The sequence below is a fragment of the Parvimonas oralis genome, from assembly GCF_047608425.1.
In the GTDB taxonomy this organism is placed as follows: domain Bacteria; phylum Bacillota; class Clostridia; order Tissierellales; family Peptoniphilaceae; genus Parvimonas.
Genome location: NZ_JBLKRS010000004.1, coordinates 68,503 through 91,341 on the forward strand (window position 1 = coordinate 68,503; position 22,839 = coordinate 91,341).

The following is a 22,839-nucleotide window of genomic DNA, read 5'->3' on the forward strand; positions in this document are numbered from 1 at the left end:
TTAATATCTACAAATATACAATATAATCAGCTATTGAATTTAAAAATTCTTGATTTTTAATTTTTCCATTTCCATAATGTCCTACTATAAGTTTTTACTGAATATTTGCTTTTTCAAGCATTGCCTTATAAAATTCCGAGCTTTTACAAAGTTCGCTATCTGTACCTACCGCTTCTATTTTACCGGCATTTAACAAAACAATTTTATCTGCATTTCTTATTGTTCTAAGTCTATGAGCAATTACTATAACTGTTTTTTCTTTTATAAGTTCAGAAAGAGCTTCCTGAATAAGACTTTCATTTTCGACATCGAGAGATGCTGTAGCTTCATCAAGCAGTATAATCGGTGCATCTTTCAAAATAGCCCTTGCTATTGATATTCTTTGTCTTTCTCCACCGGAGAGTCTTTGTCCATTTTCTCCTATTATAGTATCTATTCCTTCCGGCATTTTATTTATAAAATCATCACATCTTGCTATTTTAGCCGCCCTTGTTATTTCCTCATCTGTAGCATCTTTTTTCCCGATTTTAATATTATCTTTTATACTTGTATTAAAGAGGATAACATCTTGAAATACTATGGAAAAATTTTTAAGTAAAGTTTCCGGATCAACCTCACTTATATCCTTTCCACCTATCAAAATTTTTCCTCTATCTACATCCCAAAATCTTGCAGTAAGCTTTGCAACTGTTGTTTTTCCACTTCCACTTGAACCGATTAAGGCTGTAATTTCACCTTGCTTTGCGATAAAACTAATACCATTTATTACAGAATAATTATCATATCCAAAATGAACATCTTTAAATTCAATATCATAATTTGTAATTTCCATTTGCTTTTTGCCCTCTTGAATAGGCATAGTTTTTATTTCCTTTATTCTTCCAACCACAGCATCAAGCATAACTATCATGGACATAAAAGTAATTATTCCCTCTATTGGTAGATAAATACTTGTTGTCATCATTAAAAATACAATATAAACCAATATATTTATCTCCCCTGCAATAAGCATATTTACACCAACAACAGCAACACTTATAATACCAAGTTTTAATATTGCAGTCGCTATTCCTGTAAGTGTTCCTGCAACAATTTCACCCTTAGTTTTTTGTTTTGTAGACATATTTAATTTTTTAAAAAAATCTTTTAGCATTTGTTCTTCTAAATTATAAGATTTTATTTGCTCTATCTGCTCAATCTTTTCCTGCAAATCATCAAAAACCTTGCGATTATCATCTATCCAGTTTTGCACTACTTTTTTCTGACTTTTCCTTGATAAAAATATTATTAGAAGTGAAATTGGAATCACCCACAATGCTGCAAAAGCTAATTTTGGATTATAGATAATAAGCATTAAAGCAATAATGCCTGTAGAAATAGCAGTTGAATATATATGAGGAACGGCATGTGAAAATATAGTTTCATATAAGTTCATATCATTCATCATTGTTTCTGCAAGATCTGCCAAATCTCTTTTTCCAAAATAAGAAAGAGGCAGTTTTTTTAATCTTTCTGCTAAATCAATCCTTGAATTTGCACTCTCATTATACACATTGGTATAGAGTCTTACATAATCCCACCTTGCAACTAAAAACATTAATATCATCATTACTATAATTAATATAAGATAATGAAATAGATTAAAATTATAACTTTCAATACCCTTCAAAACGCCTATATACTGAAACAAAAACATAAAGGCAATCATTGGTGCAAATAATTTTGTTAAATTAACAAAGGTATGTGAGATGATTGCTTTTTTTAAATTAATCGCTCCTTTTTCAGACATAGCATATCGTTTCATAAAATAAGAAACCATATCTTAACCTCCTATCTTCCAATTTACAGATTTTTGATATTCATCCCAAAGCTTTTTATAATGCCCATTCATATTTATCAAATCTGAGTGCTTACCTTCTTCTACAATTCTACCTTTTTCTATAACAAGTATCTTGTCCACATCTACCACAGTAGATAATCTGTGGGCAATCATTAGCATTGTCTTGTTTTTTGATAATTTTTTAAAAGACTCCTGAATTAGATGTTCATTTTCAGGATCTGCAAAAGCTGTAGCTTCATCTAAAATAATAATATCCGCATCTTTGAGAAAAGCTCTTGCTATAGAAAGTCTTTGAGCTTCACCACCTGAAAAATATGTGCCCCTCGTTCCGTAAACAGTATCAAGTCCATTTTTCAAACCTTTAATTATCTCTTTACAGCCTGAATTAATCAAAGCATTATCTATTTCTTCATCTGTTGCGTCGGGTTTTGCAATTAGAAGATTATCCCTTAAACTCATCTTAAACAGTTTGGAATTTTGAAAAACAAAGGCTATTTTTTTCATCAAAGCTTCTTTTTCAAAATCTTTTATATTAATCCCGCCAATTAAAATTTCACCTGATTTAATATCATAAAATCTGGTAGCAAGCCTTGCTATAGTTGTTTTACCACTGCCCGACATTCCAACTAAAGCAACTTGTTCTCCTCTTTTTACTTTAAAAGAAATATTATCCAAGACATTTTCTTCACCATAAGAAAAACTTACATTTTTAAACTCAATTCCCGCATCAGAGCTTGTTTTATCTCCATAAATAAAATTATCATATTCAAGTATATTTTCAATTTTATCCAGAGCAAGCTCCGCAAAATAACTAAATTGTGTAATTGTCGCCGTTCTCATAATAAAAATGGCAAATGTCGGTCCTATCAGAAAGTAAATAACAGAATCTGCAACTACATTAGCTAAATTTCCATTAAATTTTATTAATAATAAAGCTACAGGCACTAAGAAAAATGCTGTCGATGTAGAAATAGTCTCAAACCATGACATTTTATTCGTGTAACTCATAGTAAGATTAAGCACAAGATCTTTTATTTTGATAATTAATGAATATAACTTATCAAAACTTTCAACACTTTGTGCGAATGTTTTTACCACAGGAATTCCCCTGACATATTCCACAGTCTGAGAAGATAAATTGGAAAGCTCTGCATAGTACTCATCTTTCATTTTCTTCGTTTCAGAGGTCATCATTGATGACATTAATATCATTCCAATAATCATTGGCACCATACTTGCAATCCCCAATTTCCAATCAAACATAAAGAAAAATACAAGCAGAACTATCGGCGATATAACTGTCATCGCCATATCAGGAAGTTGATGTGCTAAAAAAGAATGTGTTTCAGAAGCACCGGATACAATTACATTTCTTATTCTCCCACTTTCTTTATCATCAAAATATCCAAGTGGTTTATTCATTAGTTTTTTTACCGAACTCTTAATAATATTATCTTCTACCTCAAATGCAAAAATATGGGATAAAACAAGACCTATAAGGTATATAAATAAGCCTACCCCTGCAAATGTGGCTGCATAAATCGAATTTTCCCTCACATAGACAAAATCTACCATTTCATTTAAAATTAAACTATTTACAATCCTATGAATAAAAACCATAGGCATCAAAACCATAATACCTGAAATAGCAGACATAATCATAGCGACATAAAGCAAAATACTTTTCTTACCGGCATAAGGCATTAGCCTTTTTAGTATTGATTTTTTCTTATTCTTCAATGAATAACTCCTCCTTTTCTTTAAATTAAACAAGCTTTATAAATATCCTGTTTAGACTGAATATAAAAATTGGTGTTTTAAAATTTTTAACAGCATATAACTCTTATCTTGTTTTTATCTTCTATTTATTATATAATTTACCTATTATATAATAAATTATATAATAAATGAGAAATTCAATCAATTAGACATAGCTAACTATGTCTATTTGGAGCAATGTCTATTAGGGATAAAAATATACAATGGAGGTATATATGAGCGATTTTTACAACTTTGTTAAAAACTTTTTTTCTACAAATGAATGTACTGATAATACAAAATACTCCTCTGTAGGGCATACATTTTGTTTCAATACAGAAGATGCAGAAGGCATATATTGGTTTTATGAAGGTAAAAATTTTACAATTGATATTCACGATGTTTTCATAAAAAAAGAAATTATCCACACAAGTTTTGCCGGTTTGGATAATTTCTATTCCCTTTACTCATCTTATTTAGTTACAGCAAATGGAGAAAGTTTTAATCCTTATCAAAATCTTTCTTCAAACTCACTCTATGTTATAAATACAAAAAATTCTAAAAACTATAGATTTATACTACATAAAAACTCTCCCTATCTAGGAATAGGTATAAATTTCAACCAATCTATGATAGAAGAGTGTCTATCCTCATACAAAAATAAAGTTTGTAACTATGAAAATTTATTTTTCAACACTAACACAATTATAAACAAACCTTTGGAAAGAATTGCAAAAGATATACTAAATTGTAAGATGGTATCTCCTGCTGCTGAAATTTTTTTTGAATCAAAGGCAAAAGAATGGCTTAGTATAACAATAGATGCATTTCTAAATAAGTACAACAATCCAATATCTATCGCCGATGATGAAGCTTTGGAAATTGTTGCTAATTATATAGATGATCATTATGCAACCTCAATTTCACAAAAAACTTTAGAAAAAATATCCACTATGAGCGGTACAAAACTTAAAAAATTATTTAAACAAAAATATCAATGTACAATTACCGAATACACTCAAAGACGCCGAATGAACATGGCAGAAGTTCTTCTATTAAACTCCTCCCTTAAAATTCAGGATATTGCTGAAGCAGTGGGGTATTCTTCTCATAGTAAATTCAGTACTTGTTTCAAAAAATATAAAGGAATGTATCCAAAGGATATAAAAAAATATAATTCTAAAAAAACTTCCCTTTGATTATGTATGTACCAAAAAAATTATAATTTCATTGGGTGGATACTTGGGAACCTTATTGCTTTGCAATAATTATATCAAATGATACGAATACCCCGTCAAACTCACTTTGTTTGTTTACAAGCAAAAGTAGGTCTGACGAAAAGATTGTTCAAATCTTTAATTTAAGCACAATCGACTGCGAAAATCTCATACTTTTGCTTTAGCAAAAGTAAATGTATTGAAGATACATCATAATACTGAATTTCCCTATTTTTTATCAAAGCAAAATAGACTATAAAAGTTGTTTTAAGAATTATAGGGCTTTATGAGATTTCTCCACTACATTCCGCTATGCTACATTTCGAGCGAAATGACGTGTTGGGGGAATTTCTATGCAAAGTACTATGACGTGAATTATTTTGTTTTATAAAAATTAATAAACAAATATTGAAGTTTATTTACCATTCACGTTAAGCTACAAAACAAGGATAGCTCTCTTATACGTCATTTCGACTGTAGCGGTAGCGAAATGGAGAAATCTCATACTTTTGCTTTAGCAAAAGTAAATGTATCGTAGATACATAATTTAAATTACGTATTTATCCACAAAAAAATCAACGGATTTTCGTTGATTTTTTCACTATTTTAAATATTATTCTCCTTATAAATCCAATAAATATACAGTCTCTGGACTTATTACACCATTTTCAGTATGAATCATCCAATCACTCACATAATCTATAGAATATATCCCCTCATCGCCTTCGTGTAAATTAGGAATATTATAAGGCTCTTGAGTCAATCTTGCCTTAAAACCATCTTCTTCCATAGAAAGAGCTTCAAACCAAATATGCTCACGATTTTTCTTATCCAAATTACCATCTTCGTCTATTGTTTCAAGACCTAGCTTTATTATAATAGCAATATCATCTTTCCCTTCTTGTTTTTCCTTAAGCATTCTTTCAACATAAGAAAATCTTTCTCTCGCCAAAGAACTCATTCTAGCAGTTTCTTCAGTACTTATATAATACAGAGGATTATTCTCCAGTTTTTTTGTGAACTCTGAAGGCTTTCTTAAATAATTTTTATTAAACTCTTCTTCGCTTCCATAAAGGAAAAGTATATTTGTTTTGGAGTTATGAGAGTCTTCTCTATCTTCAATACCTCCAAGAATATCCTTAGGATAATATTTCAAGGCATTTATCCATTTTTTTGATGTAGCAACAATTGGTTCGTCATCATAAAAAACTCCCATATTTATAGTTTCTTCACCAATTTCATTTCCATCATCCTCTTCAACAGGATTGTTTTCATCTAACAATCTACATGCATAACTTGAAATTAAATCATAATGTGTTCTGGAGTCATCCTTATTTGAACCCAAAATCTCAATTTCATGTAAATTACATCTACACAATCCATGTGTATGTAACCACACTTCATTTTCATCATAAACTGCTTGAACAGTATATAAACTTGTAGGAGAAGGAAGAACATTTGATTTTACTGCTAACTCAACCCATTTTTTATTTAATAATCTCTCAGCACTTTCATCACAAAGAGCCACCATTTCAGGAATCATAGCATAGACAAGTTTTAGCTGTAAATGATAACATTTTTTAGGATTGCCTTCAAACTTCATATAAACATTTAAGGCATTCTTTACTTTTAAAATTTGTTCTTTTTCCTCTTCTGTAAAATATTGTAATTGCCATTGATACATCTCTTCTGTATAAAAATCTCCAACATAAAATCCTACTTCATATTCTACTCCATCATATAATATAACAAGTTTTCCTGGTAAATCTTCACTTGGCATAATTTTTTCTTTAATTTCAACACCATCTATAGCTTTAATATTAGCAAAAGTATCTTCAGTAATTGTGTAATTTTTAGGTGCTAAAGCCAACATATATGAAAATTCTTCCCAATAAGTAAGATGTGCTTCTTTAATCAAAGCAGGAGAATACTCATCATTAGAATACTCTTCTTTCTTTTCATTTGACCCATTAAACAATCCGTTAACAACTTTTTTAAAAAAACTCATTATTTTTCTCCTTTTATATTAATACAATCAATGTCAGTATAGCATAATAATTGAGTAGATTCAATGTTTTTTACACTAAAATTATTATAATTAAACTAGACTATATTCATAATTATAGGGCTTTATGAGATTTCCAGAGTAATTGTATCTAACGATACAATTACCCCGTCAGACCTACTTTTGTTTACAAGTAAATATATGAGATCTCTCCACTTCGTTTCGCTTTGCTCAACTCCGGTCGAGATGACGTGTTGGGGGAATTTCTATGCAAAATACTATGACGTGAACTATTTTATTTTATAGCCTATCTTTTTAAATAAAATTATATGATTTTTTATTATATTTTTTCTACTACATTTATAAAGATAATTTGATGTTTATTTACTTTTAACGTCTAGCTATTAAACGAAGATACTTCCCTTATACGTCATCTCGACCAAAATGAGTGAAACGAATGAAGTGGAGAGATCTCATACTTATTCTTGTTTACAAGAATAAGTAAATGTATCGTAGATACATAATAATATTGAATTTCCCTAATTTTTATCCAAGCAAAATAGACTATAAAAGTTGTTTTAAGAATCACAGGGCTTTATGAGATTTCTCCGCTCCACTCTACTTTGCTACGCTTCGTTTCGTTTCGGTCGAAATGACGTGTTGGGGGCTTTCCTTTTCTAACTTATATGACGTGAAATATTTTACGTTATAAAATTACTTATTATTTTTCGAAAGTTTATTTACTTTTAACGTCTAGCTATCAAACAGAAGTTCTTCCCTTATACGTCATCTCGACTGTAACGAAGCGAAGCTGAGTGCAATGGAGAGATCTCATACTTATTCTTGTTTGCAAGAATAAATTTGCTATCATTATTATTAAAAATCCAAGTGGAAATGAAATAATAAAATTTGCAAAATTCTCAAAATATTTTTTCTTAATATATGAAATGGGAAGTAATAAGTATCTATCCAAATCACCACTTCTTATATCTTCATACACATAATAACATACTGTTCCGGCAGGCATCATAATTGATTTTAAAATCAAAATTGAAATGTAATACATTATAAAAAACGAAAACTTAAATTCTCCCAATTTTTGATATTCATTTAGCCAATAAATCATAAAAATATAAATCATTATTTGAACAGGAAGCGTTGAAATCATCATAATTACATTTAGAAAATATTCTTTCATCTTCTTTAATTCTAAACTTATCAAAACCAAATATTTTTTCATTTTAGCCTCCATTTGATGTATATTTTAATATAGCTTTCTTATGTATAAATTCGTACAAAAAAGCGAAAACTATTAAAATAACAAGTTCTAAAACCAAAAATTTAAAATTATTTATCCTTCCAAAGAAACACATAGTAGGATAATAAGAAATCAACGACATCGGTATAACATAAGTTAAAATTATTTGAATGAATTTTGGAAAAATTGTCAAAGGATAATTTTTTGTAATATTTAAACTGAAAATCAACTCACGAAATCCCTCAAATCTATCAATTAAGAAAGATAACATTGTAAGACTTCCATAAAATAAATTAAGTATCAAAACTCCAATAGCTAAAAAAATAATGGCCATTAAAAAATTAAATATACTAAAACTTATTTCATAAGCAAAAATTATAACAAAAAAACCAATAATAAACATTAAAAATTGTTGTATCATATATACTATCGGTATATTTTCAATTAAAAACAAGAAAATATCTCTCCTTGGAAGAATAAGATATTTATCATAGCTTCCATCATTTATACAATATGGTAAATCTCTATATCCAAAGAAAAATCCACCCAGCGAATCTGCAAGCAAAGCAAACATATTTAAAACCATAATTTCTTTTATTCCATAAAGTCCTATTTCTCCAAAGTTGCTAGTTAAAACCAACCAAAAAAGTAAATTTAGAACAATACTAAGTAATGCATATATAAAAGTCATAACGGTATGAATTGGATATATAGTAACTAATTTTAGAGAGTTTTTAAGTGAAATTAAAATTAATTTTCTCATCTTTTATTCTCCCCGTAAAATTTAATCAACAAATCTTCTAAAGACTCATCAGAAATATTTATATCTGAAACTGAGTTTTTAACCAAAAATGATACAATTTCATTTACTCTATCTGCAAGAACAACAAGCTCAATCTCATCTCCATCAATCACTTTTTTTGAAATACTTTCCAAATAATCTATTGAAATATTATTCTCATTTTTAAATTTAATAATTTTATCAGATTTAACATTATTAAATAATCTTTTATCTCCATCAAATACTATTTGACCATTATCCACAATTATTAGCCTACTGCATAATTTTTCTATTTCATCAATATTATGTGTTGTTAAACAAATTGTAGTATTTGAGTTTTTATTTAGATAATCTAAAAATGAAAGTATTTCATTCTTAACAACTATATCAAGACCTATTGTAGGTTCATCCAAAAATATAACTTTGGGATTATGTAATAGTGATGCACAAAGTTCACATCTCATTCTTTGTCCAAATGACAATTTACGAACAGGAGTATCGTATAATTCCTTTAAATTTAAAATTTCATCATAATAACTAAGTCTTTCTTTAAAAGTTTTATCATCAATTCCATAGACTTCCTTATAATATTTTAAAGAATCTTTAACAGGTATATCATAAAGCAAAATTGATTTTTGCCCCATAACAACTCCTATACTTTTCAAAAAACTATTCTCTCTTTTATATGGTACAAACCCATTAACGCTTATTCTTCCACTTGTAGGCTTTAATACTCCGGACATCATTTTCATTAATGTACTCTTTCCTGCACCATTTAACCCAATAAGTCCTATTTTTTCTCCCTGATTAATAGAAAAGGAAACTCCTTTTACTGCATTCACAATATTAAAAGGTTTAAACAATCCTTTTCTGATGTGATAATCCTTCGTTAAATCTTTTACTTCTATCATAACATTCCCCACCAAAATATTTTTAAAGTACTCATTAATTTTTAAAAAATAAGATAACTTACTATTGAATTTGATAATAACACACTAATAATCTAATTTCAAGTAATTATACTATTATCCTTTGTTAAAAAGAAAAATAATTAGAACACTAACAATAGACTAATCATAATAAATTCTAAGAAAATAATTATTTTCTTGACAATAACAAATTCTTAAAATAATATTAAATCAAAAAAACCAATATAAATAACTCATTATCCCTTAAAATATGTTAATTTCTAAGCTATAATTTTATATTTAATAAAAAATAGATTTATCATTATATTTTTTTAATAGAATCAATGATTCAAATCATATTTCTATCAGAAATACTATTGCTTGTAAACAAGCAATAGTTGAGATTTCTCCATTTCGCTAACGCTACAGTCGAAATGACGTGTTAGGGGAATTTCTATGCATTATATAGTGACGTGAATTATTTTATTTTTTATGCAATTTTTAAATTAATTTTTTAAAATAATATTTGGTGATTATCTACTTTTAACGTCTAGCTATTAAACGAAGGTACTTTCCTTATACGTCATCTCGACTGTAACGAAGCGAAGGTGAGTGTAATGGAGAGATCTCATACTTATTCTTGTTTACAAGAATAAGTGAATGTATCGTAGATACATAAAATAATTTATTAGGATTTCTTTCAGAAATACTATTGCTTGTGAACAAGCAATAGTTGAGATCTTTCGACTGCACTTCGCTATGCTACGTTCCGCTCAAGATGACGTGTTGAGGAGCCTTTATTCACATAGTATTATGACGTGAATTTTTTATTTTAAACCAACAATCTTTCCTAAACAAAAAATCAACGGATGTCCGTTGATTTTTCTCCTAAATTTACATATTCAATTCTTCTCTAAATTTTGCAAGGGCTTTTTTTTCGAGACGACTTACTGTCATCTGTGAAATGTTTAGCTCTTTTGCAAGGGCAACTTGTGTTTTTTGTTCAAAATATCTTCCAAGTATTATTTGTTTTTCAACTTCGGTTAATTTGTCTAAAGTCTTTTTAATAAAATCTTGATTGTCGATAAAGTCAAATTCTTTATCATCTTCTCCAACAATATCAATTAAGTTTGTGTCTTTGTCTTCACTATCGGAATTTTCAAAACTTTGATCTAAGGATTGAGGTGTATAAACTTTACTAGCTTCCATAATTTCCAACACTTCTTCTTCTGAAAGTTCTACATAGTCGGCAATATCTTTAATTGTTGGAGTTCTTCCAAGCTCTTGTGTTAAATGATATTTTGCATTATTAACTTTTTTAGAGTTCTCCTGTATTCTTCTTGGAACTCGAATTACCCAACCTTTATCTCTGAAATATCTTTTTATTTCTCCAACTATAGTTGGCATAGCGAAACTTGAAAATTCAAAGCCTTTTGAGATATCATATCTATCTATGGCATAGATTAAGCCCAGACTTGCAACTTGGAATAAATCATCATAATCAATTCCACGATTTACATATTTTTTAGCTAAAATTTCAGCCATATATAGATTTTTTTCAATTAATTTATCGCGAAGTTCCGGTGTGGGTTTTTCAAAATATTCTCTAAACAGAGCCTTTATCTGTTCTGAGTCCGGTTTGCTATATGCCTTTTTCATTTTTTTATCCTTTGTTTTTAATTAAAAGTACACTTTTTTCCTTAAATTCTATTTTATCGACTAAATTTTCCAAAATTAATAAAGCAAATCTATTTTCTTCTTTTTCTTGAATTCCCAAAAGAGAAATATCAGGGATGACTTCAATTTCAATTTTATCTTCAAAAACATCCATACTGATTTCAAAAAATTCACTTTCATCCACAAATAAATTCAAAACTTCAGAAATTGAAACCTTTAAATCTTCGATATTTTCAATATCCATAGAGATTGTATTTGCTATGGAAGAGATTGAAAGTCTTAAAGTTGAAATATATTTTTTTTCTGAAGGAAATTTTACAAATATTTTATCCATAATTACCCCTCTATTTCAAAAACTTTATCCAAATCGGTTATGAGAAAAATTTTCTTGATATGTGGTTTTAAGCCAGTAATAACAAGTTTTTCTCCCTTTTCTTTTATATTTTTATAGATACTTATAAAAGCACCGAGTCCTGTTGAATCAATATATGAAAGATTTTCACAATTTACTGTTATATTTTTTATTCCTTGAACGGAATTAACTTTTTCTTTAAATTCTTTATTTGAATTTATATCCAAATCACCTTGTAAATCGACAAAAAGTTTATCCCCCTCTTGTCTTAAATCAACTTTTAATTCCATAGCATCTCCTTATTCAACATCATTTACATATTTTGCAACTGCAACGATTTTATCATCATCTTTGTTTACATCTTTGATTATAACACCTTGTGTATCTCTACCTTTTACTGGTATGTCTTTAACAAGAAGTCTAATAATTCCTCCACTTTGTGAAAGTACAATTACTTCATCACTTGGATTTACCATTTTAGATGAAACTACAAAACCTGTTTTTTCAGTTACTTTATAAGTTTTAACACCTTTTCCACCTCTGTTTTGCACTTTGTAGTTTGAAGCTAAAGTTCTTTTTCCATAGCCATATTCAGAGAATACAAGTAGGTGTTTTCCTTCAGAGTCAAGATTCATTGAAACCACTTCATCGTCTTTATCAAGTTTAATTCCTCTTACACCTTGACCTGTTCTTCCAATTTCTCTAAGGTCAGAAAGTGCAAACTTAATTGCTAGACCTTTTTTTGTAACTAGAATAGCTGAGTCTTCAACAGTTGCAATTCTAACTTGGATTAGTTCGTCATCCTCAACTAAATTAATAGCCTTCATTCCAACTTTTCTAATAGCTTTAAAAAGTTCAACAGATGTTCTCTTAATTGTACCTTTCTTTGTAGCCATAATTAAGTATTCATCAGCTTCAGCATCTTTTACCGGAATTACTGCATTTACCTTTTCTCCGTGCATCAATTCCAAAAGATTTATAATATTTTGTCCTTTGGCTTGTCTCTTTCCTTCCGGAATTTCATAAGCCTTTAGTTTATAAACTCTTCCCTTATTAGTAAAGAATAAAATCAAGCTATGAGTTGAAGTTACAAAAAGACTGTCAACATAGTCGTCCTCTTTTGTAGTTAGAGCGACAACACCTTTTCCTCCTCTGTTTTGTACTTTGTAAGTATCAGAAGGAATTCTCTTGATATAACCTTGTTTTGTAAGAGTTATTACAACATCTTCTTCTTTGATTAACTCTTCAATTTCAATTTCATCAAAATTAGGTTTTATTTCTGTTCTTCTCTTATCTCCAAATTTGTCTTTTATTTCTATTAATTCTTCTTTTATTATATTTAAGATTAATCTTTCATTTCCTAAGATTTCTTTAAGTCTTGCTATTTCTTTAATCAAAGAATTGTATTCATCTTGTAATTTTTCTCTTTCAAGACCTTGAAGTCTTCTTAGACGCATTTCAAGGATGCTTTCAGCTTGAATTTTAGTAAAGCCGAAACGTTCCATAAGTTTTTCTTGTGCGTCTGAGTAAGAAGCTCTGATTATCTTGATTATTTCGTCGATATGATCTATCGCTTTTAAAAGTCCTTCGACAATATGTGCTCTGTCTTCAGCTTTTTTAAGTTCAAATCTACAACGTCTTGTAATTACTTCTCTTTGATGTTCAACATAATGTCCGATTAATTCTTTTAAGTTTAAAACTTTTGGCTCACCATTTACAAGTGCAAGATTTATTACACCGAAAGTAGTTTGCATTTGTGTATGTTTATAAAGATTATTTAAAATAATATTCGGATTAGCATCTCTCTTTAATTCGATTACAATTCTAATCCCTTTCATATTACTTTCATCTCTTAAGTCTGAAATTCCTTCAATTCTCTTATCTTTGATAAGCTCAACAATCTTCATAATCAAATTAGTTTTATTAACTTGATATGGAATTTCTGTAACTATAATTCTATTTTTATTATTATGTTCTTCAATATTTACAACTGCCCTTACAGTAATTTTTCCACGTCCTGTATGATAAGCCTGTTTTATTCCTTCAAGTCCCATAATATTTGCACCTGTTGGAAAATCAGGACCTTTTACGAATTTCATAAGTTCATCAACTGAAATATCGAAATTGTCGATATATTCGCAAGTTGCATCAATTACTTCATTTAAATTATGTGGTGGCATATTTGTAGCCATACCAACTGCAATACCAGCAGCACCATTTACCAAAAGATTTGGAAATTTACTTGGAAGTACAACCGGTTCTTTTTCATTTTCGTCATAGTTTGGTGCGAAGTCAACAGTATCTTTATTTATATCTCTTAACATTTCAAGAGCAAGTTTTTGCATTCTAACTTCTGTATAACGAGGAGCGGCAGCACCGTCTCCGTCAATAGTACCGAAGTTTCCTTGACCGTCAACAAGAGGATAACGCAAGTTGAAATCTTGTGCAAGTCTAACTGTTGCATCATAAATTGCAGAGTCACCATGAGGGTGATACTTACCCATTACTTCCCCGACAAGTCTTGAAGATTTTTTATAAGGCTTGTCCGGTAAAAGTCCAAGACCTTGCATTGCATAAATAATTCTTCTATGAACAGGCTTTAAACCGTCTCTAACATCAGGCAAAGCTCTTGCAACAATAACACTCATGGCATATTCAAGGTATGACTTTTTCATTTCCTTTTCGATATCTACATCGACAACATTTATTTTATTTTCTATATCAGCCATCTATTCCTCCTATGCGTCAATATTTTCAACATATTTCGCATTTTGTTCTATAAATTCACGTCTCGGTTCAACCTTATCTCCCATAAGAGTTGAGAAAGTTTCATCTATTGACACAAGTTCTTCATCATCAATATTCACTTGTAGGAAAAGTCTGTTTTCAGGATTCATTGTTGTTTCCCAAAGTTGTGCAGGATTCATTTCCCCAAGACCTTTATATCTTTGAATTCTATGTGAATCACGACCAAGCTCATCTAAACTTGTTTGTAATTCTTCATCAGTCCAACAATATTTTACAACCTTAACACCTTTAATAATTCCGTAAAGTGGCGGTTGTGCAATATATACATGACCTTGTTCAATTAATTCTCTCATATAACGATAGAAAAATGTTAAAATTAAAGTTCTAATATGTGCACCGTCAACGTCGGCATCAGTCATTATAACTATTTTTCCATATCTTAAATTGTCCAATTTAAAATCTTTTCCAATTCCCGTTCCGAAAGCGGTAATCATTGATTTAATTTCTTCATAACCTAAAATCTTATCAATTCTTGCCTTTTCAACATTCATAATCTTACCTTTAAGTGGTAAAACTGCTTGGAATTTACTATCTCTACCTTGTTTTGCAGAACCACCCGCAGAGTCCCCTTCGACAAGATATATTTCATTTACTGCTATATCACTTTCTTGACAGTCGGATAATTTTCCAGGTAAAGTAGTATTATCCAGAATGGATTTTTTACGAGTTAAATCTCTTGCTTTTCTTGCAGCTTCTCTCGCTCTAGCACTACTTTGTGCCTTTTCTATAACAATTTTACCAACTTTTGGATTTTCTTCCAAGAAAGTCATCAAATTATCATATAGGAAAGTTTCAACTATACCACGGCTTTCACTATTTCCAAGTTTAGCCTTAGTTTGTCCTTCAAATTGAGGATTTGGAAGTTTTATAGAAACAATTCCTGTAAGTCCCTCTCTTGTATCATCTCCTTGAAGATTTGCTTCCTTATCCTTAATTAAATTATATTTTCTTCCATAGTCATTTAAAGTACGAGTAAGAGCAGTCTTAAATCCTACTAAATGGCTTCCCCCTTCAGGAGTATGAATATTATTTGCAAAAGTTAAGACATTTTCAGAGTATCCGTCAGTATATTGCATAGAAATTTCAACTTGTGAATCTCCTCTTTGTCCTTGAAAATAGATTACTTCATTATGAAGATTATTTTTATTTCTATTCATATACTCAACAAAAGATTTTATCCCACCTTCATAGTGGAAAGTTTCAGTATAATCTTCTCTTTCATCTGTAAAAACAATTTTAACACCCTTATTTAAAAATGCCATTTCTCTAAATCTATTTCTTAAAATTTCTTTTTCAAAAATAGTTGTATCAAAAATTTCAGGATCAGGTTTAAAAGTTATTATTGTTCCGGTTTCTTTTGAAGTGCCAACAACTTCAAGTTTAGAAGTCGCATTACCTCTTGAGAACTTTTGTTCATAAAGTTTTCCATCTCTTTTTACATTTGCAACAAGCCACTCTGAAAGAGCATTTACAACAGAAACCCCAACTCCATGAAGTCCCCCTGAAACTTGATATGCATTGTTATTAAATTTTCCACCTGCATGTAGAATAGTTAAAACTGTTTCAAGAGTTGATTTTCCTGTTTGTGGATGCACTTCAACCGGAATACCGCTACCATTGTCCTCAACTCTTACAGAATTATCTTTACAAATTGTAACGGAAATTGTATCACAAACTCCCGCCAAAGCTTCATCTATACTATTGTCAACAACTTCATAAACTAAATGATGAAGTCCCTTTACTCCTGTCGAACCTATGTACATACCAGGTCTAAGTCTAACCGGTTCAAGACCTGTTAAAACCTTAATGTCTTTCGCCCCGTAATTTCTAATTTTTTCTTTACTCATTTTTTCCCTTTCTCGCTTTTTCCATTTCTATTACATTTATATTCTTAAAATTATTTACAAAAGATTTATCTGTAGTCGTTATAAAGACTTGATTATCGGTTAAATATTCCAAAATTTCATATCTTCTGTCTTCGTCCAATTCACTAAAAAGATCATCAAGCAGAATAATCGGTTTTACTCCCTTAAATTCTTCAAAAATATTTTTTTGACACATCTTAATCGTAATTATAATATTTCTCTTTTGACCCTGTGAAGAAAAGCTCTTCGCGTCATTTCCGTTTAAAATAAATTTATAATTTTCCTTATGAATACCGAAATTCGTAGTCTTATTTTCACAATCCAATTTATAGGACTTTGAAAAATTTTCCAAAATTTCCTTTAAACATTCATTTTCAGATTTATTATGATCCGATATAATTGACTCATACTCTATGTAAAGAGTTTCTCCTGACAATTTTTGATGAATTGAATTTACTTCCATATTTATCAAATCAATCAGCTTTTTTCTCTCCATACTTATTTCATAACACAAAAGAGCAAGTTTTTTTGTCAATGCATTCATCTCCTGCTTATAAAAGCTGGATAAATTAATTCCCTTTAAAAGTAAATTTCTTCTAAAAATGACATTTCTATAAAGATTCAGTTTTTGCTTATAACCTTTAGTCATCTTCATAATAAAGCTGTCAAAAAAATTTCTTCTAAAATTCGGACTTTCCGTGATGATTTTAAGCTCATCAGGAAAAAATCCGATAACATTTGAAAAGTCGTAAAGCTCATTTACGCTTTTAATTTTTATATCATCAATTTTAAAAACTTTTTTCTTATCTTCGGTATATAAAAAGGAAATTTTATTTTCAAATCCTCTTTCCTTTACAAAAGTATCAACCTTTGTAAAACTCTCTCCAAAACTTATAAAATCTTCCTGTTTTGTCTGTCTAAAACTTGACGCAACAAGAGAAATGTAAATTGCCTCCAAAACATTAGTCTTTCCGATTCCGTTTTTCCCGACAAAAACATTTATATTCTCTTTAAACTTAAAAGAAATATCTTTTAAATTTCTAAAGTTGGTCAAATGTATTTTTTTAACTATCAACTCTACCTCTTTTTAATAATTAAACTTACTTCTTCATTGTCAGCTAATAATTTAACAGTCATTCCATCATAAATCTTTCTTCCGCGTCTTATTTCAACTTCTCCGTCAACTAAAACTAAACCTTCAGAGATAAATAATTTGGCTTCAGCTCCCGTTTGAACAACTGATGCATATTTCAACAATGAATCCAATTTTATAAATTCAGTATCAATAATAATTTCTTCCATTTTTAACTCCTAGTATTGAGAATCTTGCAATAAAACAGGTAAAACTAAATAAGTATAATCTATATTTTCATCTTCCGGTCTTATAATACAAGCACCTGCTCTACCGTTAAATGTAATTTCAACAAAATCCTGTTCTATTGTCTTTAATCCCTCTAAAACATATTTTGAATTAAAGGCAATTTTAAGATTATCGCCATCTTTTTTGATGTCGATAATATCTTTTAAATCTCCAATTTCAGATGAGCCCTCAACTAAAATACTGTTATCATCTATTGTAAAAGTAACTAAATCACCTTTTTCCGCCTTATAGATAATATTCGCTCTTTCAATCGCATTTATCAAATCACGTCTTGAAACTACAATCTTTGTCTTATGTTCATAAGAAAATAGAGCCTTGTAATTCAAATACTCTCCATCAATTACTCTAGTTGAAAAGATAGTATTTTCAAAAGTAAAAATTGCACTTCCTCTTACCAGTGAAACTCCAACAACAGAGCCTTCAGGAACGATTTTTGAAATTTCATTTAAAGCTCTTGGTGGAATTATAACTTTCTTCTCAATATCTTCTTCTATCTTAAAACTTCTCTTTGCAATTCTATGGCCGTCAAGTGCGACAAAATCTACATTTTTATCTTCAATTTCAACGTCAACACCATTTAAAACTATTCTATAATCATCTATTGCAGTTGCAAAAATAGTTTGTTTAGTCGCAACTTTAAGCAAATTTTCTTGAACATAAAAATCGACTTTATTTTCAAAAGTTGGAAATTCAGGATATGAATAAATATCCATTGCAATAATATTGAATTTTGCATTTTCACTTTGAATAAAGACTTTTTCTCTATCGACTTTTATAAAAACTTCATCATTAGGTAATTTTCTTACTATATTGGAAATCATTGAAGCATTAAGTAAAACTTCTCCATCTTTTTCAACCTTACATTCAGTTGAAGTTTCAATTGCAAGTTCCAAATCGGTTGACTTCAAAGTTAATCTATTATCCTTTGCGATAAATAAAATTCCTTCTAATATTGAAGTATTATTTTTTAAACTTATCGCTCTTAAAGATATATTTATCAAACTCAAAAGTTCATTTTGCATTATCTTTATTTCCATTATTTTCTCCTTTTTTTCACATATAAAAAATATATAATTTAGTAGTAATAGTAGTAGGGGCTGTGGATATCTCAAATAACCCTTTTTAATGTTCAAACTTCAACATTTACTCAACTGTATAACTACTGTATAAATCACAAAATAATCATAGACTTATAAACATATTAACAATAAAAAAATTCTAAAAAGTTATCAACAACTTATCAACAGGCTTATAAACAGTATAAGTTGAATAACTAAAAATTTCTTTAAAAATAATATTACATTTTTGTAATACTAATCTTCCAACATTTTTTTTATGTTTTCTATATCCTGCTTTACGGATTCAGTTGTCCTTATCTTTTCGTCAATCTTTTTAACTCCGTGCATTATGGTAGTATGATCCTTTTCAAAAGCGGAACCTATATTTCCCAAAGCACAGTCTAACATATTTCTGCAAAGATACATTGCAACCTGTCTAGGATAAGCAATTGAATTGGCTCTATTCTTTGAGCTTAAATCGGAAACCTCTATTTTAAAATACTTACTTACAGTTTCCTTTATCAAATCTATATCCAACTCTCTTCTATTCAGTTCATTAAGTTTTTGAGCTAAAATTCCCTTTACATAATCAACTGTCATCGGAGCATCCTGTTTCAATTTATAATGAGCCAAAACATTAATTAAAGCTCCTTCGAGCTCCCTAATATTTGTCTTTATATTCATTGCAATAAATTCCAAAACTTCATTTGAAAGAGTTATCGGCTCAAACTTTACCTTATCTTGTAAAATAGCCATTCTCGTTTCAAAATCAGGTGGTTGAATATCAACAGTCAAACCCATATTAAATCTGCTTTTAAGTCTGTCCTCAAGATTTTTAATCTCTTTCGGTGGTCTGTCTGATGAAATGATAATTTGCTTATTTCTGCTGTATAATTCATTAAAAGTATGGAAAAATTCCTCTTGAGTTGCAGTCTTTCCTGCAATAAATTGAATATCGTCTATAAGCAGAACATCCACATTTCTATATTTTTTTCTAAATTCGGATTCTGAATTTTGATTTTTATCCCTAATTGAATCAATCAAATCAATAGTAAATTTCTCACTACTCAAATACAATACCTTACAATCAAAATTCTTATGAATTTCATAGCCGATAGCCTTCATAAGATGAGTCTTTCCAAGTCCTGAATTTCCATAAATGAAAAGAGGATTGTAAGTACCTGCAGGGTTTTTGGCAACAGCTTCGGCAGCAGCCATAGCAAATTCATTATTCTTACCCTTTATAAAATTATCAAAAGTAAATCTTTCTGTAAAATCCAAAGAATTACTTGAAGATGAAATTTTCTTTAATTTTCCTTTTTTTGTAGCCTTTTCACCGGATTTTGAAAAGAAAGAAGTTTGACCTCCTGAATTTTTAATCGCTTCCAAATAAATCTCATCAGTAGCGACAACCGGTAAAAGCTCCGTTTTCTCCTGAATTAGAGGAAAAAGCTGATTATTTATAGCTTCTTCAATATAATCTTTAAAATGTCCATTTATAAAAGTTTTAATATAATTTGACTGGCAAAGAACCATTAACTTATGATCCTCATAACAAATCGGCTTTAAAACTTCAATCCATGTTGCGAAACGGCTCTCCCCAAGTTTTGCTTTCAACTCATGACAAACTTCAAGCCATAAACTGTCAACCATTATTTCATTCTCAAACATAAACTACTCCCCATACAAAGTTATCAACATATTTATCCACAGTGAATAAAATTTTAGAAATATTGAAATTTAAACATTTATATATTATTTTCTAAAAAATATTTAAACAATTTAAAAAGTTATCCACATTTTTAAAAAAGTTATCCTATTTATAAAATAAATTGTATTTTTACAAATTTTTGAAAAATTTAAAAAAATTATCAAAAGATAATAAACAATTTATCCACATTTTTATTCTACTTATCCACATATTACATTTTTGTAAAAAATAATTTGTAGATAATTTTCTTGAAAATTTTTAATAATTTTTTAATATTTAAAAAGATTTTAAACATTCTTTCACAGTTAAATTATACCAAAAATCCAAAAAAAACTCAAATTTATTACATTTAATACGTAAATTGGAAATATTTTAATTATTAAACAAGACTAAAATAAAAAATTGCATTAAAAAAATTTTTTTCCATAAAAAAATCCACTTGCAAAATGCAAATGGATTTAATTTTTAATTGCAAAGCAACAAGGTTCCCGGGCACCCACCCGATAGGAAGCATCGAGGAAGGGTGGGGTTTTTATAAATTAGATTATAATTTCTTTATTACAAATATTATCGACAATATCATCGTGAGAAATTATAAAAATAATTTTATCTTTTGATATTTCTTTTATTCTGTTATAAATTTCAATAGAACTTTCTTTATCAATGCTTGAAGTGATTTCATCCAATAGAAGTATATCAACATCGGAATTAATTGCTCTTGCCAAAGCAATTTTTTGTTTTTCTCCACCTGATAAATCTGCTCCCAAGTTAAAAATATCAGAGTCCAAATCTTTAGATGAGAAGATAGTTTTTAAAAGCGGATCTTGTTTTAAGCTGTCAATTTTATCTTTATAATTTTCTATACCGAAAAATAAATTGTCCTCTAATGAGCCTTGAAAAACATAGGCATCCTGCCCCATATATTCAATTCTGTTTCTTAAAGCTAATAAATTGTATGAGTTTATTTCTTTTCCACTTATAAAAATTCCGTTATTTTCTCTAAAGCCAATAATTGATTTTAAGAATGTACTCTTTCCTCTACCGGAGTCTCCCTTTATTCTAATTATATCTCCTTTTGAAAATTCTCCGACAATATTAACATCAATACTATGTGTAGGAAGTTTTAATTCTGAAATATTAAAGGAAATATTTTTTATCTCTTCAAGATTATTTCCACTATAAACTTCACTCATCTTTTCTAAATTTTCCTTAAATTCTTTAGCTATTGTGAAATTCCTTTTATTTAATTTTGAGCCTACAAGAGAACTTAATGTATTAAAAAATGTTGGAATTAAAATCATAAGTATCATCAATGAAAAATAATCATGTCCAACAAATGCAAAATTATAAACCCCATAAGTTAATATAACAGTTTGAAAAATTGAATTAATACTTGAAATTAAGGTAGAAGAACTTACCGCATACATATTTACATCAGACATTGAATTGTAAATAGTATCTACTGTATCACTTAAATAATTTTTAATAATATCAGGATTGGATTTTTGTTTTATATATTCAGTATTTGATATGACGGATAAAACTTTTTGCCAGCCTGTAGTAACCTGTAATTCCATATTTCTAGATTTTCCCAATAGTACTTTGTTTATCTTGGCAAAGCCTAAAATATTTATAGGAATGACTACCAAACAAGCGAGAAATATGTATTTATTAATATATAAAATCCAAACAGAAACAACTACCATAACGAGTGAATTTGTTATTAATTTGATATTATCCCCTGTGATAAACAGATAAATATTGTTAACACTCATTATTGTCTTATCCAAAATTTTCATTATTCCTTCGGAAATTATGTAATCATATTTTAAAGTTAGAATATTTTTTAAATAGTCGAAAAAATTCTCTCTATTTAACTTTCTTGAATAATGTTCTTTTATTACAATGAATAAAATATTTATTAGCATAAAAACAGCCATAATTATAGATAAAAGTAAAATTCTATAAATAGTAATTCCCTCTACACTTTTACTCCAAATTTGAACCATAATCGGTGCAATCAGGCTAAATACAACTGAAACTAATGACAAAATTATCATTATTACTAAAAAACATAAATAACTCAAAACAAAATCCTCCCTATTTATAAAAATTATTTGAATATTATTGCATTATATGTAAACTATAAAATACAGTCAAAAATATAAAAAGTAAAAAGAGTATTCTTATTAATTTTCTAAATGTATAATTATTTTTCAT

17 protein-coding genes are annotated in these 22,839 nt (G+C 28.8%); 1 reads left to right on the top strand and 16 read right to left on the bottom strand.

Annotated features, from left to right (window positions below):
• Nucleotides 1-94: 94 nt before the first annotated feature.
• Both ACMX2D_RS05580 and ACMX2D_RS05585 read right to left on the bottom strand, forming a co-directional pair.
• Nucleotides 95-1,819: an ABC transporter ATP-binding protein gene (locus tag ACMX2D_RS05580; RefSeq protein WP_414973068.1), complete on the bottom strand. Its 1,725-nt coding sequence runs from the start codon at nucleotides 1,817-1,819 to the stop codon at nucleotides 95-97.
• Between the two features lie 3 nt (nucleotides 1,820-1,822).
• Nucleotides 1,823-3,580 carry an ABC transporter ATP-binding protein gene (locus ACMX2D_RS05585; protein WP_414973069.1) on the bottom strand — a complete coding sequence of 586 codons (1,758 nt, stop codon included), beginning with the start codon at nucleotides 3,578-3,580 and terminating at the stop codon, nucleotides 1,823-1,825.
• Between the two features lie 254 nt (nucleotides 3,581-3,834).
• Between ACMX2D_RS05585 and ACMX2D_RS05590 the strand changes: the two genes are divergently transcribed.
• The gene (locus ACMX2D_RS05590) at nucleotides 3,835-4,797 is read left to right on the top strand and encodes an AraC family transcriptional regulator (RefSeq protein ID WP_414973070.1); all 963 of its coding nucleotides are present in this window, start codon (nucleotides 3,835-3,837) and stop codon (nucleotides 4,795-4,797) included.
• A 640-nt stretch (nucleotides 4,798-5,437) separates the two neighbouring features.
• On the opposite strand, the gene ACMX2D_RS05595 is transcribed toward ACMX2D_RS05590, so the two are convergent.
• The 14 genes from ACMX2D_RS05595 to ACMX2D_RS05660 form a co-directional block, all read right to left on the bottom strand.
• Entirely contained in the window at nucleotides 5,438-6,823 is a 1,386-nt protein-coding gene (locus ACMX2D_RS05595) for a DUF4026 domain-containing protein (RefSeq protein ID WP_414973071.1), read from the bottom strand.
• Nucleotides 6,824-7,580: 757 nt separating this feature from the next.
• Nucleotides 7,581-8,060: an ABC-2 family transporter protein gene (locus ACMX2D_RS05600; RefSeq protein ID WP_414973072.1), complete on the bottom strand. Its 480-nt coding sequence runs from the start codon at nucleotides 8,058-8,060 to the stop codon at nucleotides 7,581-7,583.
• A 1-nt stretch (nucleotide 8,061) separates the two neighbouring features.
• Nucleotides 8,062-8,841 (bottom strand): ABC transporter permease, encoded by a 780-nt coding sequence (locus tag ACMX2D_RS05605; protein ID WP_414973073.1) that lies wholly within the window; start codon nucleotides 8,839-8,841, stop codon nucleotides 8,062-8,064.
• Entirely contained in the window at nucleotides 8,838-9,770 is a 933-nt protein-coding gene (locus ACMX2D_RS05610; RefSeq protein ID WP_414973074.1) for an ABC transporter ATP-binding protein, read from the bottom strand. The genes ACMX2D_RS05605 and ACMX2D_RS05610 overlap by 4 nt, the downstream gene beginning before the upstream one ends.
• An 891-nt stretch (nucleotides 9,771-10,661) precedes the next feature.
• Nucleotides 10,662-11,426, bottom strand: coding sequence for a SigB/SigF/SigG family RNA polymerase sigma factor (locus tag ACMX2D_RS05615; protein ID WP_414973075.1), 765 nt, complete (start codon nucleotides 11,424-11,426; stop codon nucleotides 10,662-10,664).
• A gap of 4 nt (nucleotides 11,427-11,430) precedes the next feature.
• Nucleotides 11,431-11,778 (bottom strand): ATP-binding protein, encoded by a 348-nt coding sequence (locus ACMX2D_RS05620; RefSeq protein WP_414973076.1) that lies wholly within the window; start codon nucleotides 11,776-11,778, stop codon nucleotides 11,431-11,433.
• Nucleotides 11,779-11,780: 2 nt separating this feature from the next.
• Entirely contained in the window at nucleotides 11,781-12,086 is a 306-nt protein-coding gene (locus tag ACMX2D_RS05625) for an STAS domain-containing protein (protein ID WP_414973077.1), read from the bottom strand.
• A gap of 9 nt (nucleotides 12,087-12,095) precedes the next feature.
• Entirely contained in the window at nucleotides 12,096-14,525 is a 2,430-nt protein-coding gene (gene gyrA / locus ACMX2D_RS05630) for a DNA gyrase subunit A (RefSeq protein WP_414973078.1), read from the bottom strand.
• 9 nt (nucleotides 14,526-14,534) lie between these two features.
• Nucleotides 14,535-16,451 carry a DNA topoisomerase (ATP-hydrolyzing) subunit B gene (gene gyrB, locus ACMX2D_RS05635; RefSeq protein ID WP_414973079.1) on the bottom strand — a complete coding sequence of 639 codons (1,917 nt, stop codon included), beginning with the start codon at nucleotides 16,449-16,451 and terminating at the stop codon, nucleotides 14,535-14,537.
• Nucleotides 16,444-17,544 carry a DNA replication/repair protein RecF gene (gene recF, locus ACMX2D_RS05640; RefSeq protein ID WP_414973080.1) on the bottom strand — a complete coding sequence of 367 codons (1,101 nt, stop codon included), beginning with the start codon at nucleotides 17,542-17,544 and terminating at the stop codon, nucleotides 16,444-16,446. The genes gyrB and recF overlap by 8 nt, the downstream gene beginning before the upstream one ends.
• Nucleotides 17,545-17,546: 2 nt before the next feature.
• Entirely contained in the window at nucleotides 17,547-17,771 is a 225-nt protein-coding gene (locus ACMX2D_RS05645) for an RNA-binding S4 domain-containing protein (RefSeq protein WP_414973081.1), read from the bottom strand.
• Nucleotides 17,772-17,780: 9 nt separating this feature from the next.
• A complete protein-coding gene (dnaN, locus tag ACMX2D_RS05650) occupies nucleotides 17,781-18,887 on the bottom strand; it encodes a DNA polymerase III subunit beta (protein WP_414973082.1) in 1,107 nt (368 codons plus the stop codon).
• Nucleotides 18,888-19,163: 276 nt separating this feature from the next.
• Complete coding sequence (gene dnaA / locus ACMX2D_RS05655) at nucleotides 19,164-20,579, bottom strand: chromosomal replication initiator protein DnaA (protein ID WP_414973083.1); 1,416 nt, start codon at nucleotides 20,577-20,579, stop codon at nucleotides 19,164-19,166.
• Between the two features lie 579 nt (nucleotides 20,580-21,158).
• Entirely contained in the window at nucleotides 21,159-22,706 is a 1,548-nt protein-coding gene (locus ACMX2D_RS05660; RefSeq protein WP_414973084.1) for an ATP-binding cassette domain-containing protein, read from the bottom strand.
• Nucleotides 22,707-22,839 lie beyond the last annotated feature (133 nt).